This window comes from Actinomadura miaoliensis, assembly GCF_039536785.1.
In the GTDB taxonomy this organism is placed as follows: Bacteria; Actinomycetota; Actinomycetes; order Streptosporangiales; family Streptosporangiaceae; genus Spirillospora; species Spirillospora miaoliensis.
The window spans coordinates 51,587-65,743 of the sequence record NZ_BAAAZG010000038.1 but is presented as its reverse complement, the minus strand read 5'-3'; the positions used below and the strand labels follow the sequence as shown (position 1 = coordinate 65,743).

Sequence of the window (14,157 nt, the reverse complement as noted above, 5' to 3'; positions counted from 1 at the left end):
ATTCTGATCGTTTCGTGCGATGTCGTGGATGGACCGGAGGCGGTTCAGGACGCGGTCAGGCCCGCGACCAGGTCGTCCAGGCCCGCCTTGACGCGTTCGAGGCTCATGCCCCGGGTGCGGCGCTGGTGCCGGAACAGGTTGGCGGCCAGTGGGGCGAGCAGGGCGTCGGCGACGTAGGCGGCGTCGGCGGACGGGCGGATGCGCGCGATCAGCGTCTCCAGGTGCATCCGGTACAGCTCGTAGGAGCCGTCGTTGAACCGCGCGTCGGGCGAGTCGGACTCGGCCATGAGCAGCAGGTCCATCTGGTCCTCGGTGCGGTCGGCCAGGGCGTGCAGGAAGGCCCGGACGCGGTCGAGGGGGTCGGCGCCGGGGCCGAGCGGCGGCGGACCCTGCAGGAAGGCGGTCTGGAAGTCGCGTTCGCGGTCGTCGAGGACCGCGTAGAGCAGCCCGGCGCGGTCGCGGAAGCGCCGGTAGACGGTGCCGACCCCGACGCCCGCCACGCGCGCCACCTCGTCCATCGACAGGGTCTCGACCCCGCGCGTGGCGATCAGGTCGGCGGCGGCGGCGAGGATCCTGCGGCGGTTCTGCGCCGCGTCGGCGCGCTCGGCTCGCCCGCCGCGCGGCGCGCGTTCCGCGTCGGGGCCGAGCAGGGGCAGCGCGCGACGGGCGGACGGCGGTGCGCCGCCTTGTCCCCGGGTGTCGGCCTCGCTCACCGGGCTTCCTCCTCCGCGCCTGCGGTGTCCCTCGGAGATTACCGGAAGGCCCTCCGGTTTCCGGGTTGTAAGCGGAGAGTCCTCCGGATATGGTGGCGGCGAGTTAACCGGAGAAATCTCCGGTTAACCGGAGGGGAGGCACGACATGCCGGAGCTGACGGGACGGGCCGCGCTGGTGACGGGCGGCGGCCGGGGCATCGGCGCGGCGATCGCGCTGCGCCTGGCCCGCGAGGGCGCGGACGTGGCGATCACGTACGTGCGGGCGGCCGACCGGGCCCGTGAGGTGGTGGCCCGGATCGAGGCCGAGGGACGCCGGGGCCTGGCCATCGCCGCCGACGCCGCCGACGCCGCCGACCCGCCGGCGGTGGCGGCGGCGGTCGACCGGGCGGCCGAGGCGTTCGGCCGGCTGGACGTGCTGGTCAACAACGCCGGCATCGCCCCGTACGGCCCGCTGGAGGAGGTGTCGGCCGAGCAGGTGGACCGGACCCTGGCGATCCACGTGCGCGCCGCGTTCGCGGCCGCGCAGGCCGCCGCCCGCCACCTGGGACCGGGCGGGCGGATCATCAGCATCGGCAGCAGCATGGCCGAGCGGGTGCCGTACCCGGGCTGGACGCTGTACGCGACGAGCAAGGCGGCGCTGGTCGGGCTCACCAAGGGGCTGGCCCGCGACCTGGGGCCGCGCGGCATCACCGCCAACGTGGTGCATCCCGGGTCGACCGACACCGAGATGAACCCCGCCGACTCCCCCGACGCGGAGTTCGAACGCGGTTTCAGCGCGCTCGGCCGGTACGGCCGTCCGGAGGAGATCGCCGCGATGGTGGCGCACCTGGCCGGGCCCGGCGGCGACTACGTGACGGGCGCGTCGATCGCCGTCGACGGCGGCTACGCGGCCTGATCCCATCCGGCGAACCTTTCCGAAGGAGGAGCTTTCGTGGCCTGGTTGCTGCTGGTCGTGGCGGCGGCGATGGAACTGGTCTGGGCGACCGCGCTCAAGCAGTCGGACGGCCTGACCCGGCTGGGGCCGAGCCTGGTGGCGCTGCCGGTGAGCCTGCTCAGCGTCGTCGTGCTGTCGCTGGCGCTGCGGGAACTGCCGGTCGGCACCGCCTACGCGGTGTGGGTGGGCCTCGGCGCGTTCGGCGTCGCGGTCGCCGGCATCGTCGCGCTGGGCGAGAGCGTCAGCCTGCCGCGCCTGGCGTTCCTGGCGCTGATCCTCGTCGGAGTCATCGGCCTGCGGGCCGTCGACGGCTGAGCGAAACACGCCAAGGGTGATCCTTTAACCCGGTCGGGCCTGGGCATGCTGTCAGCAGACGGTCGGTTGACGCACGGGAGCGGGGCAGGGGCAATGGGCATGGAACTGCTGGGCATCGACATCGGGGGCTCCGGCATCAAGGGCGCTCCCGTCGATCTCGACCGGGGCGTGCTCGCCGCCGAACGGCTGCGCGTCGACACCCCGCAACCGGCCGAACCGGAGCCGGTCGCGCGGGTGCTGGCCGAGATCGTCGACCATTTCGGGTGGACGGGCCCGGTCGGCGTCACGTTCCCCGGCGTGGTGATCGACGGGGTGACGCTGTCGGCGGCCAACGTGTCCAAGAAGTGGCTGGGCCTGAACGCGCGGGACCTGTTCGCCACGGCGACCGGACGCGACGTGACGGTGGTCAACGACGCCGACGCCGCGGGCATCGCCGAGATGCGGCACGGCGCCGGGCGCGGCGCGGACGGCACGGTGGTGGTGCTGACGCTCGGCACCGGGATCGGCAGCGCGCTGTTCACCGAGGGCGTGCTCGTGCCCAACACCGAGTTCGGTCATCTGGAGATCAACGGCAGGGAGGCCGAGGCGCGGGCGTCCGCCCGGGTCCGCGACGAGGAGGGGCTGAGCTGGGAGAAGTGGGCCCACCGGCTGTCGCGGTACCTGCGCCATCTGGAGGCGTTGATCTCCCCGTCGCTGATCGTGCTGGGCGGCGGGGTGTCGAAGAAGTCCGACAAGTTCGTTCCGCTGCTCAAGGGGGTACGGGCGCCGATCGTCCCCGCCGCCCTGGTGAACAACGCCGGGATCGTCGGTGCGGCGATGGCGGCCGCGGACGGCGCGGCCGCGGTGCGCCACCGCGGCCTCCAGATCGACCAGCCCGCGGCCTTCCACACCGCCCGGCAGGCCGCCCGGGACGATCACGCGGCGTCGTGAACCCGCAGGGTGGCGATCTCCCAGGGACGTAGCGGCAGGGACACCGCGCCGCCGTCGACGGGGAGCGCCTCCCCGGGGCGTCCCCGCAGGTCGGCGCGTGTCGCCTCACCGAACGCGCCGCGGACGACGGCCGTCGTGGGCGCCGGTTGCAGGGCGACGAGGCGCAGCTCGGTCCAGCCGTCGCCGCGTCGCCGCACACTGGTCAGCGCGACGCCCTCCCCCTCGACCTCGATACCGGTGCGCGGCTCGGGCAGCGGCGCGGCCTCGGGGCCGTAACCGGCGGCGGTGAGCAGGTCGTGCCGGTAGGTCTCGGCGGCGGCCGTCACGTCAGGGCCGGGCCGCTCCCCCGCGTACGGCATGATCGCCATCTCGACGGTGCGTTCACCTCGGCACTGGGCGCGCGGTGTGGCGAGCTGGGGCCCGGCGGGCTGGTCCCGGTAGGCGTTGTGGTCGCGGGACAGGTAGCCGACGCAGCGCAGCAGCGTCAGCGCCAGCTCCCGCGTCTGCGGCCGCTCCCCCACGAGTTCGTACTCGGTGACGTGCTCCAGCAGGACGGCGAGCCCGCCGGCCGCCACGAAGCCGGACGCGGGGAAGGTCGGCACGGGCCGTTCGCCGCAGCCGCCCTCCGAGGTCGTCCCGCGTTCGACGACCGCGAACTGCCCCTCGGCGAACGACGCGCCGGCCCGGCGGGGCAGCGGCAGGTGCAGGCGCACGCGATGGTCGTCGCAGCGGTTGTCGAACGAGATCCGCAGCCGTACGAACGGCTCGCCGGTGCGCAGCTCCACGCGGGTCGTGACGGTCACGTCCTCCGGCTCGCCGACGCGGCGGGCGTCGGCGGCGGGGTCGCCGGAGCGCGGCCAGCGGTAGGTCCGTTCGACGTCGACCGCGCCGACGATCGGGCCGTCGCACACCGGGCGGACGCGCGTCGCGACGGGCGTGTCCACCACGTGGTCGTGCCGGGGCGGGGCGTGGTTGTAGGTGTCGCCGAGGTCGCCGCCGTCCACGACGCGTCCGAGGCCGTCGATGACGTCGTCGTCAGGTGTGCGCATGGCGAAGGTGCCGTCGTCCGACACGTCCACCCGCAGCAGCCCGTTGTCGAGCACCGCGCCGTCGACGCGCACGGGCCGGCCGACAGAGGCCGAGCCGGCGGCGGCGGCGACGGAGACGTGGCCGAGCGGCGGCGCCTCCACCACCGCGGCGACGGTGCGGCGGGGCGCGGCCAGGACACGCACGCGCCACTGCCCGTCCGCGTCCCGCAGCGCCTCGCGGACGTCGGCGATGTCGAACGGCGTCTCCGAACGGCGCGCCACCTGGAACGTGAGCGTCCGCTCGGCCGGCGACACCGACCAGCCGGTGATCTCCTGCCCGAACAGCACCCGCCCGAACACCCGGTTGAGCACCATCGGCAGGTCTCCGGCCGGGTGGACGGCGTCGTCCAGCACCGTCGGCGCGGCCTCCAGCGTCTGCGCGGGCCACACCCGGCCGGACGCGTCCCGCAGCACGAGATCGCCCGATGCGCCATCGGGCACCGGGACGTCCAGCACGACCACGCCCGCACGGCGCGCCGGGGACGGGTTGAACACCAGGTGCCCGCCGACCGGAACGGACGCGGCCAGTTCCGCCGTCACCATGTCGCAGACGGCACGGCCGATCTGCTCGGCCTCGGCCATGCGGGCGGCGACCTGCTCGGCGGTCTCGTCGCTGCCGCAGCCGGTCACCGAGTCGTGGCAGCTCACCTCGATCAGCCGCCGCCAGGCCATGGCCAGGAAGCGTTCGGCGTCCCCGGCGTACCAGAGCGCGGCCAGGGGCTCGGCGTAGCGTTCGACGAGGCGTTCGGCGCGTCCCATGGCCTGTTTGAGGTGCGCCCGCGCCGAGATCACCCCTGGCAGGATGTTGGCGCGCGCGTGCGAGCGCAGTTCTCCGCGCACGCGCGGCAGGTCGCGGGTCGAGTCGTCCTGGGCGGCCAGGTATCCGGCGAGGGTGTCGAGCCGCATCGGCAGTTCCGCGGCCTCGATCTGGTCGGCGAGGTCGGCGGCGGGGGCGGTGTGGTCGGATCCGTACATCGCCAGCAGCGGACCGCCGTCGCGGCGCCACCGGCGCATGCGGTCGGCGAAGCCGGCGACGCGGCCGGGCAGCAGGCCGGGCTCGCCGAACAGCGTGGCGTCCTCGAACATCCCGGCGGCGTTGCCGTAGCCGCCCTCCGGCAGGTACTCGGTGCGGACGGCCGTGCCGTCCGGCGCCTCCCACGCGAACGCGTGGGACCGCACCCGCGCCGGGACGCCCCGCCACACGCACGCCCGCGTGATACCGGCCCCGCGCAGGATCTGCGGTGTCTGCGCGCAATGACCGAACTGGTCGGGCAGGTAGCCGACCATCATCGCGCCGCCGAGCTCCTCGGCGCGGCGCAGGCCGAGTTCCAGGTTGCGGACGATGTTCTCGCCCGAGCACAGGAACTCGTCGTGCAGGATCTGCCAGGGGCCGACGGCCAGGCGTCCCGCGCGCACCAGCGCGGCGATCCTGTCGCGGTGCGCGGGGCGGACCTCCAGGTAGTCGTCCACGGCGGCCATCTGGCCGTCCAGCGTGAAGCACTGGCGCGGGTCGCGTTCCATCCGGTCGACGACCTCGTCCAGCAGCGCGACCAGGCGGAGCCGGAAGCGCTGGAACGGCAGGTACCACTCGCGGTCCCAGTGGGTGTGCGGGACGACGACCACCTCGGCGCCGGCGTCCTGGGGGTTCAGCCGCATAGGGCGATCACCTCGTTCTCGTACGACTCCAGGCGGTGCGTTCCGCCGGTGCGGGCGGGCAGCCGGACGCGGTCGCCGCGGACGACCGTGCGCGTCCCGTCCGGGCGGACGAGCACGGTGCCGTCCGCGTCGACGGCGATCAGGTCGTCGTCGACGCGCAGCAGCAGGGGCGCGCCGGGCGACGCCGACACCGCGGTGCGTCCGGCGGCCAGGGCGCCGAGTACGCCGTCGTCTCCGGCGAGCACCCAGGTGGTGGGCTCCCCGAGGACCTGGTGCTGCGCCGGGGAGTGGAAGTCGCTGCCGCCGACCGGGACGACGTCCGGTCGCCACAGGTCCGCCCAGGCCAGGGGGGCGCCCCAGCGGCGGTCCCACCACGACGAGTGCCAGATCTCCGCCAGGCGCGGCCGCGACGCGGGCGGCAGGGGCCGCAGCCAGGCGCAGTCGCCGCTGAGCGGATGGTTGATCGAGACCAGCCCGCCGTGTCCGGCCGCGAACGCGACCCAGTCGGCGGGCGGGCGCCGGAAGTCGACCCAGCCGGTGTCGCCGAAGACGTTGGCGTGGCCGCGGTCGGTCGTGACCTCCTGACCGGGCAGCAGCGTGATCCCCGCACGCGCGGCGGCGCCGGGCAGCTCGGCGTGGTGGCTGACGGTGTTGTGGTCGGTGACGGCCAGGAAGTCCAGCCCCAGGGCGGCGGCACGGCACGCCAGCTCGGGGACGGTGAGCGTGCCGTCGCTGTGGTGGGTGTGGGCGTGCAGGTCTCCGGCCAGCCAGCGCGTTCCGGCGGGCGCGGGCAGATCACGGCGACGCGGCGGCCGTTGCGGCGGGCCGGGGTCGCCCGGCGGGGACGGATCGGGCGGATCGGGCGGATCGGGCGGCGGGGTGCCGGACGTGACGACGACGACCTCATACGGGACTCCCTCGGGCGGCACGCGGTGCAGGCCGAGCCACACGTGCCAGACGCCCGGTTCCGGCTCGCCCGGAAGGTAGCCGGGCGTCGCCCAGTCCGGCCCGATCACGAACTCGCGGCGCGCCCCGCCCGACCAGCCGCGAAACCCCGCCGGGCCGTGGCAGCCCAGATCGATGACGCCGCCCTCGTACGCCAGCGTGACCGTGAGGGAGGCCGTGCCGGGCGGCACCTCCACCGGCAGCTCGCGCAGGGCGGCCTCCAGCCGGTCTTCGAGCGTCCACCGTCCCCGGAACCGGGCCGTCGCCGTCATGTCGCCGCCGGTCTCGTCGCGGGGTCGGCGGCGGTGCGCTCGTTCACCAGCTCGCCGTCGCGGTACAGCAGGACGCGGCCGGGGCGGGGCACGGCCCAGCCCCGGCCGCCGGGCCGTGGCTCGTGCCCCTCCCCGACGACGACGTGCACGAGCGTCCCGGCCACGTCGAGCGTGACCAGGGACGCGACGCCCAGGTTCTCCACGACCGCCACCTGCCCGCAGAACGCGCCGTCCACCGGCGTCCCGGAGTAGTCCAGGTATTCGGGGCGTACCCCGTAGACGACCGGCTCCTCGTCGGTGACGCGGCCGCGCGCCTCGTCCGGCAGCGGCAGCGTGGCGCCGGCGGCGACGACCCGTTCCCCGCGCACCCGGGCGTCCAGCAGGTTCATGGGGGTCGAGCCGATGAACGAGGCGACGAACAGGTTGGCCGGGCGGCAGAACACCTCGGACGGCGTGCCGATCTGCCGGATCCGGCCCGCCTCCATGACCGCGATCCGGTCGGCCATCGCCAGCGCCTCCGCCTGATCGTGGGTGACGAACACGGTGGTGACGCCCAGCTCTCCCTGGAGTTTCCTGAGGAACGTGCGGGCCTCCAGACGCAGCCGGGCGTCCAGGTTGGACAGCGGCTCGTCCAGCAGGAACACGCGGGGCCGGGCCGCCATCGCCCGCGCCAGCGCCACCCGCTGCTGCTGCCCGCCCGACAGCTCCCCCGGCCGCCGCGCCAGCAGCCCGTCCAGTCCGAGGGCGGCGGCGACGTCGGCCGCGGCCGCGTGCCGTTGCTCCCGGGGGACCTTCTTGACGCGCATCGGGTAGGCGATGTTGTCGGTGACGGTCATGTGCGGGAAGAGGGCGTAGTCCTGGAAGACCATGCCCACGTCGCGGCGGCCCGGCGGCAGCCGCGTCACGTCGCGGTCGCCGATGCGGACGGTCCCGGACGTGGCGGACTCCAGCCCCGCGACCGTGCGCAGCAGCGTGGTCTTGCCGCAGCCGGACGGGCCGAGCAGCGCGAAGAACTCACCGTCGGCGACGGCCAGGTCCAGGGCGTCCAGCGCGCGGACCCCGCCGGGGAACACCTTGGTCAGCGCGCGCATGGTGATGGCGGCCATCAGCGCTTGATCCCTCCGTGGAAGCGGAACCCGTACCGGCGGCTGACGAACAGGAACATCACCACCACCGGCACCGCGTACAGCAGCGAGAACGTCGAGATCAGGGCCAGGTCGGGCTGGCCGCCCTCGGTGTAGAAGGTGTACATGATCACCGACGCGGGGGCCTTGTCCGGGTTTCTCAGCAGCAGGAACGGCATGAGGAAGTCGCCCCACACCTGCGCCACCGTCCACACCGCGACGGTGGCCAGGCCGGGCCTGATCACCGGGACCACCACGTCCCGCAGGACCCGCAGCGGGGAGGCGCCGAACACCCGCGCCGCCTCCTCGTAGGAGGCGGGCGTGGCGTCGGTGAAGTCCTTGAGAATGAAGATCGCCGCGGGCAGCAGGCCGCCGCTGAGCACCAGGATCACCCCCAGCCGCGAGTCGATCAGGTTCAGCTCGAAGGCCAGCAGGAAGATCGGCACCATCGCCGCCGTGCCGGTGATGATCGACGACAGCAGGAGCAGCACGTACAGCAGGGCGTCCCGGCCGGGCACCCGCACCCGGCTCAGCGTGTAGGCCGCCAGCGCCGCGCAGGTGACGACCACGGCGGCGGTGCCCGCGGCCAGCAGCGCCGAGTTGCGCAGCGACGCCAGCGCGTACGGGTTGTCCAGCAGCACCCGGAAGTTGCGCAGGGTGAACTCCGGCAGCGAGGCGTTGATCTGCGGCTCGGCGTCGAACGGCGCGAACGCCAGCCACAGCAGCGGCAGCGAGAAGAAGCCCAGCACCAGGGACAGGAACGTCAGCAGGCCGATCCGGCGGAGCACGTCCCATGCGGTCATGGCGCCCCCACCCGGCCGGCCCGTTCCCGGCCGGCGCCTTCCCCGCCGCGCAGCGTCCGCAGGTACACCAGCGCGATCACCAGGTTGATCAGCAGCATGACCAGGGAGACGGCGGCGCCGAAACCGAGCCGCCCGTCGCCGAGGGCGGTCCGGTAGACGTACACCGACATGATCTCCGAGCGGCCGTCGGGCCCGCCCGCGGTGATCAGGAACGGGGTGAAGTCGTTGAACGTCCACAGGCTGACCAGCAGCAGCCCGGTGAGCAGATGGCCGCGCACGCGCGGGAGCACCGCGTCCCGCAGCGTCTGCCAGGTGGACGCCCCCGCCAGCCGCGCCGTCTCCAGGTGGGACGGCGGCACGTTCCCCAGTGCCGCGCCGTACAGCATCATCGAGAACGCCGTGCCGCGCCAGATGTTGAACACGATGACGCAGGCCATCGGATGGTCCAGCAGCCAGGCGGTGCCGGGCGTGCCCAGCAGCGCGTTGAGGGTGCCGCCGTCGCGGTCCAGCAGCGCGATCCACAGGAACGCGATCACCGAGCCGGGCAGGATCCAGGCCAGCAGGATGACACCCTCCACCAGCCGCCGGAGGACACCGGTCCGCTCGCGCAGCACCCACGCGACGGCGAAGCCGAGCACGGTCTGCCCGATCACCGCCGAGCCCACGACGAACTGCAGCGTCAGCCACAGCGACCGGTGGAACCGCTCGTCGCCGACCGCGCCGGTGTAGTTGCCGATACCGACGAACCTCGGCTCGCTGGCGGCGACGCCGGTCAGGCGGTAGTCGGTCACGCCGAGGTACAGCGTCCACAGCGCCGGGAAGACCAGGAACACCGCGACCAGCACCAGCGCGGGCGCCGTGAACGCCGCCGCCCGCCCGCGGCCCAGGCCGGCGGCGTCGTCGCCGTGGCCGGTGCGGGCCGTGTCAGCGAGGGGCGATGCCGCCGGAGCCACCGACGATCCCCTCCAGTTTCCTGGCGTACCCGGCGGCGGCCCGGTCCGGCGACTCACCGGAGACCACGGCGGCCGTCGCCTCCTGCAACGCCGTCGACACCTGCGGATACACCGCGCTGCCGGGCCGGTAGGAGGTGATCGGCAGGATTTTGTCGGCGATGAACTTCAGCAGCGGGTCGCCGCGCAGGATCTCGGCGTTGACATCGGTCCGCGCGGTGATCTCCGGGGTGCCCGCGGTGCGCGCCCTGTGCATCTCCGGCGAGTTCATGAACGCCAGCAACTCGAAGGCCTGCTGCGGGTACTTCGTGCTGGGGTTCAGTACGGTGACCGAGCCGCCCGACATGCTGACGAACGACTGGCCGCGCACGCCGCGTCCCGGCGCCACGGCCGGGAACATCGCCCACCCGACGGCCTCGTCGCGGTCCTTCATCTTCGCGATGCCGGTCCGTGGGTTGAGGACGTCGCGCCACAGGTAGTCGCCCTCGGCGATGATGCCGATCCGCCCGGCGGCGAACTCGGCGAACGCCTTGTCGCGTCCCTTGGCCTCCTGCTGGAGCCGGGGGTCGCCCAGGCCCTCCCGGTAGATCGTCGAGTACAGCCCGAGGACCTGCCGCAACGCCTGCCCGCCGCCGGTCCACCGGCCGTCCGCGTAGATCTCCGCGCCCGCCCCGGCCAGCAGCGGCAGCACCCCCTGCATGGTGGTGGCCTCGCCCATGGCGGTCCCGGCGTTCAGCTGGACCGGTGTCACGCCGGGCAGCCTCTTCAGCGCCCGCGCGGCGGTGAGGATGTCCGCCCAGCTCTTCGGCTGCCAGTCCGCGGGCAGCCCGGCGCGCGCGAACAGCTTCCTGTTGTAGAACAGCAGCCGCCCGTCGGTGGCCGCGGGGATGCCGTAGCGCCGGCCGTCGAACGACGCCAGGCGCTGCACCGCGCCGGGGATCGCGCTCCAGCCGTCCCAGGAGTCGGCCCTGCCGCCCACCACCTCGGCCAGCGGCCTGATGTACCCGGCCTGGGCGAACTCGCCGACCCAGATGCCGTCCAGGTCGATCAGGTCGGCCCCGGACCGCGCCTTGAGGTCCAGGGCCATCTTGGTCTTGTACGGCTCGTCGTCCACGCCGTACCCGCGGAAGGTCACCTTGGCGGTGACGCCCCGCGCCTTCTGCGCCGCCACGAACCGCGGGATCACCGTCCTGGTGATCCACTCGGCCTCTTCGGTGTTCTTGCCGCCCTCGATGGCGTTGCGGGTGATCGTCAGGGTGAAGCTCTTGGCGTCCGCGCCCCGGTCGGGGTCGCTCGACGTCCCGCCGCCGCAGCCCGCGCCGGCCGCGCCCGCGAGCAGGGCGAACGCGGCCAGCGCTCCTATCCGCCGTCTGGAGAAGTCCACGGTGACCTCCTGTGAGCGTCACCGTTAACGTGACCCATGATTTCGATCACGTAAAGGGTCCGCGGCGTCACGGATCCATGAGCTCGGCGCTGCGCGCCGCGAACACCTCCTGAACCTTCGCGGTGATCGGGCCCGGCGCGGCGGGCAGCGCGGTGCCGTCCACGGCGCGGATCGGCTGCACGTCGCGGGTGGTGGAGACCAGGAACGCCTCCTCGGCCCGGTACAGGTCCTCCAGCGGGACGTCCTCCTCCTCGGCGCCGTGCCACTCGAGCACCAGCGCCCGCGTCACCCCCGCCAGGCACCCCGCCGACAGCGGCGGGGTGAGCAGCCGCCCGCCGCGCACCAGGAAGATGTTCGTGCCGGTGCCCTCGCACAGGTTCCCGGCGATGTTGCCGAAGATCGCCTCACCGCCGCCGCGTTCCTTGGCGTACGCCAGGGCCATCGCGTTCTCCGCGTACGAGGTGGTCTTGAGCCCGGACAGGGCGCCCCGCTCGTTGCGCGGCCACGGCACCACCGTGACGTCCGCGGTCGCCGGGAACGGCGTCTGCTGCGCGACGGCCACCACCGCGGTGGCCCCCTGGCCGCCGCGGTCGGACCCCAGCGGCCCCGGCCCGCTGGTGTAGGTGATGCGGACCCGCGCCAGCGGCCACTTCGGCGCGGCGTTGAGCACCTCCAGCGTGGCCTGCGCGAGCACGTCCTGGTCGGGCTCGGGCAGGCCCAGCCCGGCCGCCGAACGGGCCAGCCGCCGCAGGTGCCGGGTCAGCGCGAACGGCTCACCCCTGGTCGCCTTGACCGTCTCGAACACCCCGTCCCCGACCAGCACGCCGTGGTCGAAGACCGACAGGCGCGCCCGCTCAGGTTCGAGCAGTTCCCCGTTCACCCAGACCTTCGCCTGCTCGTTCGCCTGGCCTGTCGCTCGCTCCGCGGACACCGGAAGCCACCTCCAACAGCCGAGCCGCCTTCAGCTCGGTCTCCTGCCATTCACGTCGTGGATCGGACTCCCACGTGATGCCCGCCCCGGTGCCGAAACGCAGATGCCCGTCCTCCGCCCAGAAGGTCCGGATGCCCACCGCGAGGGCTCCACGCCGGGAGTCCGCGTCCACCCAGCCGACGGCCCCACAGTACGGGCCGCGCGGCACGGGTTCGAGCGCATCCAGCAAGCTCAACGCACTCGACTTGGGCGCGCCCGTCACCGAACCGGGAGGAAACGTGGCCTTCAGCAACTCCGGCCACCCCCGCCCCGGCGCCAGCCGGGCCCGCACCGTCGACACCAGGTGCACCAGCCCCGGATGTTCTTCGACGGCGCACAGCTCCGGGACGGTCACGCTGCCGGTCTCCGCCACCCGGCCCAGGTCGTTGCGGACCAGATCGACGATCATGACGTTCTCGGCCCGGTCCTTGGGCAGCAGATCGTCCTCCGTGCGCCCGGTGCCCTTGATCGGCCGCGACTCGACGACACGCCCGTCCCTGGACAGGTAGAGCTCCGGCGACGCGCTGGCCACCTGGAGCCCCGGCACCCTGAGCGTCATCGCGTACGGGGCCGGGTTGCCCCTGGCCAGCCGCGTTCCCAGCCCCGCGATGTCGGCGTCCGCCGGCAGCGGCGCCGACAGGACCCGGCACAGGTTCGCCTGGTAGACGACACCGTCGGCGATGGCCTCGCGGATCGTCTGCACCCCGCGCACGTAGGCGTCCTCGTCCATCGACGAAACCCACCCCCGTACGCCCTCCCAGGTCCCCTCCGGATGGGGCGCGGGCCGCACGGTGTCGAACCGCGCGCACGTCACCTTCCCCTCGTAGGTGACGACGACCGCCCACCACCCGTGCGACTCCAGCGCGTACGGATCACTGGTCACGTCCCGGAGCCCGCTGGCCAGCATGCCGCCCACGTGCGCGAACGCGTCTTTCACAGGACGCACCCGAACACGTCCGCCAGCCCGCCGCGCCCCTGCCGGGTGATCTCCAGCGCACGCCGCGTCCGGCCCCGTTCGAACCAGCCCAGCTCGATCATCCGCGCCAGCAGCGCCGCCCCCAGGGCCCCGTTCAGGTGCGGGCGCCGCTCCGTCCAGTCCAGGCAGTGCCCGGCGAACTTCCTGCGCCCCTTCCTGAGCTCGGCGACGTCCAGCCCCACAAGCCCCAGGCGTTCGTCCCCCTTGGCGGTGACCTCGTAGACGCCGTCGCCCTCGATCAGGCCGCCGTCCATGAGGGAGGCGAACAACGCCACCCCGGCCACCCCCGCCAGATGGTCGTAGCACGACCTCGCCGTGTGCAGGCGCCGCGCGTCCCTGGACTGGTTGAGGCTCCTGGCCTCGAGGGGCGGGCTGATCCGGCTCAGGGCCTCCACCACCTGTGCGACGTCGGCCCCGCTCAGCCGGTAGTACCGGTGCCTGCCCTGCTTGACCACCGTCACCAGGCCGCCGTCCAGCAGCCTGGCCAGGTGCGCGCTGGCGGTCTGCGCGCTGACTCCCGCCACCCGCGCCAGCTCCCCCGCCGCCAGCGGCCTCCCGTCCAGCAGGGCCGTCAGCATCGCCGCGCGCCCTCGGTCGGCCAGCAGCGCCGCGACCGGCGCGATGTCGCTGTCGTAAACGGACATGTCCCCACGCTATGCCCACCACGCTTCCACGCAGGTCGAAGCGTCGCCGGGCGTTCCGACGTAATCCAGTTTGGGGAAGCGGCCCGGACACGCTAATGTTTTCCTCGTCGCCGCGAGGGGCCGAAGCCCCGAAGCGAGACAGGCGGAAGTGGCTCAGTTGGTAGAGCATCACCTTGCCAAGGTGAGGGTCGCGGGTTCGAATCCCGTCTTCCGCTCTGGGAGGCCACCAGGTCTCGTTCTGGTGGAGTGGCCGAGAGGCGAGGCAACGGCCTGCAAAGCCGTGTACACGGGTTCAAATCCCGTCTCCACCTCAGGCGCCGTACTTCCCCAGGAAGCACGGTCCCGGGCGATTAGCTCAGTGGGAGAGCGCTACCTTGACACGGTAGAGGTCACTGGTTCAATCCCAGTATCGCCCACCATCCCCCACCCCGGGCCAGATCCTAAGATCCGGCC

At 73.5% G+C, this 14,157-nt stretch carries 13 protein-coding genes and 3 tRNA genes; 6 read left to right on the top strand and 10 right to left on the bottom strand.

Annotated features, from left to right (window positions below; translation table 11 throughout):
• Positions 1-44: 44 nt before the first annotated feature.
• Positions 45-713 (bottom strand): TetR/AcrR family transcriptional regulator, encoded by a 669-nt coding sequence (locus ABD811_RS25145; RefSeq protein ID WP_344952395.1) that lies wholly within the window; start codon positions 711-713, stop codon positions 45-47.
• 145 nt (positions 714-858) lie between these two features.
• On the opposite strand from ABD811_RS25145, the gene ABD811_RS25140 reads away from it, so the two are divergent.
• The 3 genes from ABD811_RS25140 (at position 859) to ppgK (ending at position 2,892) form a co-directional block, all read left to right on the top strand.
• Positions 859-1,608, top strand: a complete 750-nt coding sequence (locus tag ABD811_RS25140; RefSeq protein WP_344952393.1) for an SDR family NAD(P)-dependent oxidoreductase — start codon at positions 859-861, stop codon at positions 1,606-1,608.
• 36 nt (positions 1,609-1,644) lie between these two features.
• Complete coding sequence (locus ABD811_RS25135) at positions 1,645-1,962, top strand: DMT family transporter (protein WP_344952391.1); 318 nt, start codon at positions 1,645-1,647, stop codon at positions 1,960-1,962.
• A gap of 99 nt (positions 1,963-2,061) precedes the next feature.
• Positions 2,062-2,892: a polyphosphate--glucose phosphotransferase gene (gene ppgK / locus ABD811_RS25130; RefSeq protein WP_344952389.1), complete on the top strand. Its 831-nt coding sequence runs from the start codon at positions 2,062-2,064 to the stop codon at positions 2,890-2,892.
• Here the strand turns inward: ppgK and ABD811_RS25125 are convergent.
• The 9 genes from ABD811_RS25125 to ABD811_RS25085 form a co-directional block, all read right to left on the bottom strand.
• Positions 2,877-5,636: a glycoside hydrolase family 38 N-terminal domain-containing protein gene (locus tag ABD811_RS25125; protein ID WP_344952388.1), complete on the bottom strand. Its 2,760-nt coding sequence runs from the start codon at positions 5,634-5,636 to the stop codon at positions 2,877-2,879. The genes ppgK and ABD811_RS25125 overlap by 16 nt on opposite strands.
• Positions 5,627-6,853: a CehA/McbA family metallohydrolase gene (locus ABD811_RS25120; protein ID WP_344952386.1), complete on the bottom strand. Its 1,227-nt coding sequence runs from the start codon at positions 6,851-6,853 to the stop codon at positions 5,627-5,629. Before ABD811_RS25120 ends, ABD811_RS25125 begins: the two co-directional genes overlap by 10 nt.
• Positions 6,850-7,959 (bottom strand): ABC transporter ATP-binding protein, encoded by a 1,110-nt coding sequence (locus ABD811_RS25115; protein WP_344952384.1) that lies wholly within the window; start codon positions 7,957-7,959, stop codon positions 6,850-6,852. Before ABD811_RS25115 ends, ABD811_RS25120 begins: the two co-directional genes overlap by 4 nt.
• Positions 7,959-8,780 (bottom strand): carbohydrate ABC transporter permease, encoded by an 822-nt coding sequence (locus ABD811_RS25110; protein WP_344952382.1) that lies wholly within the window; start codon positions 8,778-8,780, stop codon positions 7,959-7,961. Before ABD811_RS25110 ends, ABD811_RS25115 begins: the two co-directional genes overlap by 1 nt.
• Positions 8,777-9,733: a carbohydrate ABC transporter permease gene (locus tag ABD811_RS25105; protein ID WP_344952380.1), complete on the bottom strand. Its 957-nt coding sequence runs from the start codon at positions 9,731-9,733 to the stop codon at positions 8,777-8,779. The genes ABD811_RS25110 and ABD811_RS25105 overlap by 4 nt, the downstream gene beginning before the upstream one ends.
• Positions 9,705-11,114 (bottom strand): extracellular solute-binding protein, encoded by a 1,410-nt coding sequence (locus ABD811_RS25100; RefSeq protein WP_344952378.1) that lies wholly within the window; start codon positions 11,112-11,114, stop codon positions 9,705-9,707. The genes ABD811_RS25105 and ABD811_RS25100 overlap by 29 nt, the downstream gene beginning before the upstream one ends.
• A gap of 67 nt (positions 11,115-11,181) precedes the next feature.
• A complete protein-coding gene (locus ABD811_RS25095; protein ID WP_344952376.1) occupies positions 11,182-11,994 on the bottom strand; it encodes an aminotransferase class IV in 813 nt (270 codons plus the stop codon).
• Positions 11,969-13,021 (bottom strand): chorismate-binding protein, encoded by a 1,053-nt coding sequence (locus ABD811_RS25090; protein WP_344952374.1) that lies wholly within the window; start codon positions 13,019-13,021, stop codon positions 11,969-11,971. The genes ABD811_RS25095 and ABD811_RS25090 overlap by 26 nt, the downstream gene beginning before the upstream one ends.
• Positions 13,018-13,704, bottom strand: coding sequence for an ArsR/SmtB family transcription factor (locus ABD811_RS25085; RefSeq protein ID WP_344952372.1), 687 nt, complete (start codon positions 13,702-13,704; stop codon positions 13,018-13,020). The genes ABD811_RS25090 and ABD811_RS25085 overlap by 4 nt, the downstream gene beginning before the upstream one ends.
• Positions 13,705-13,846: 142 nt before the next feature.
• Between ABD811_RS25085 and ABD811_RS25080 the strand changes: the two genes are divergently transcribed.
• The 3 genes from ABD811_RS25080 to ABD811_RS25070 all read left to right on the top strand — a co-directional run bounded on the left by ABD811_RS25080 (position 13,847) and on the right by ABD811_RS25070 (position 14,123).
• Positions 13,847-13,919, top strand: a tRNA-Gly gene (locus ABD811_RS25080).
• 25 nt (positions 13,920-13,944) lie between these two features.
• Positions 13,945-14,015 (top strand) — tRNA-Cys (locus ABD811_RS25075).
• A gap of 33 nt (positions 14,016-14,048) precedes the next feature.
• Positions 14,049-14,123: transfer RNA gene (locus ABD811_RS25070), tRNA-Val, on the top strand.
• Positions 14,124-14,157 lie beyond the last annotated feature (34 nt).

Bases quoted from the DNA above. Each gene is read 5' to 3' on its own strand.
- ABD811_RS25140 (WP_344952393.1), top strand. From the start codon at position 859: ATGCCGGAGCTGACGGGACGGGCCGCGCTGGTGACGGGCGGCGGCCGG.
- ppgK (WP_344952389.1), top strand. From the start codon at position 2,062: ATGGAACTGCTGGGCATCGACATCGGGGGCTCCGGCATCAAGGGCGCT.
- ABD811_RS25125 (WP_344952388.1), bottom strand. From the start codon at position 5,636: ATGCGGCTGAACCCCCAGGACGCCGGCGCCGAGGTGGTCGTCGTCCCG.
- ABD811_RS25120 (WP_344952386.1), bottom strand. From the start codon at position 6,853: ATGACGGCGACGGCCCGGTTCCGGGGACGGTGGACGCTCGAAGACCGG.
- ABD811_RS25115 (WP_344952384.1), bottom strand. From the start codon at position 7,959: ATGGCCGCCATCACCATGCGCGCGCTGACCAAGGTGTTCCCCGGCGGG.
- ABD811_RS25110 (WP_344952382.1), bottom strand. From the start codon at position 8,780: ATGACCGCATGGGACGTGCTCCGCCGGATCGGCCTGCTGACGTTCCTG.
- ABD811_RS25085 (WP_344952372.1), bottom strand. From the start codon at position 13,704: ATGTCCGTTTACGACAGCGACATCGCGCCGGTCGCGGCGCTGCTGGCC.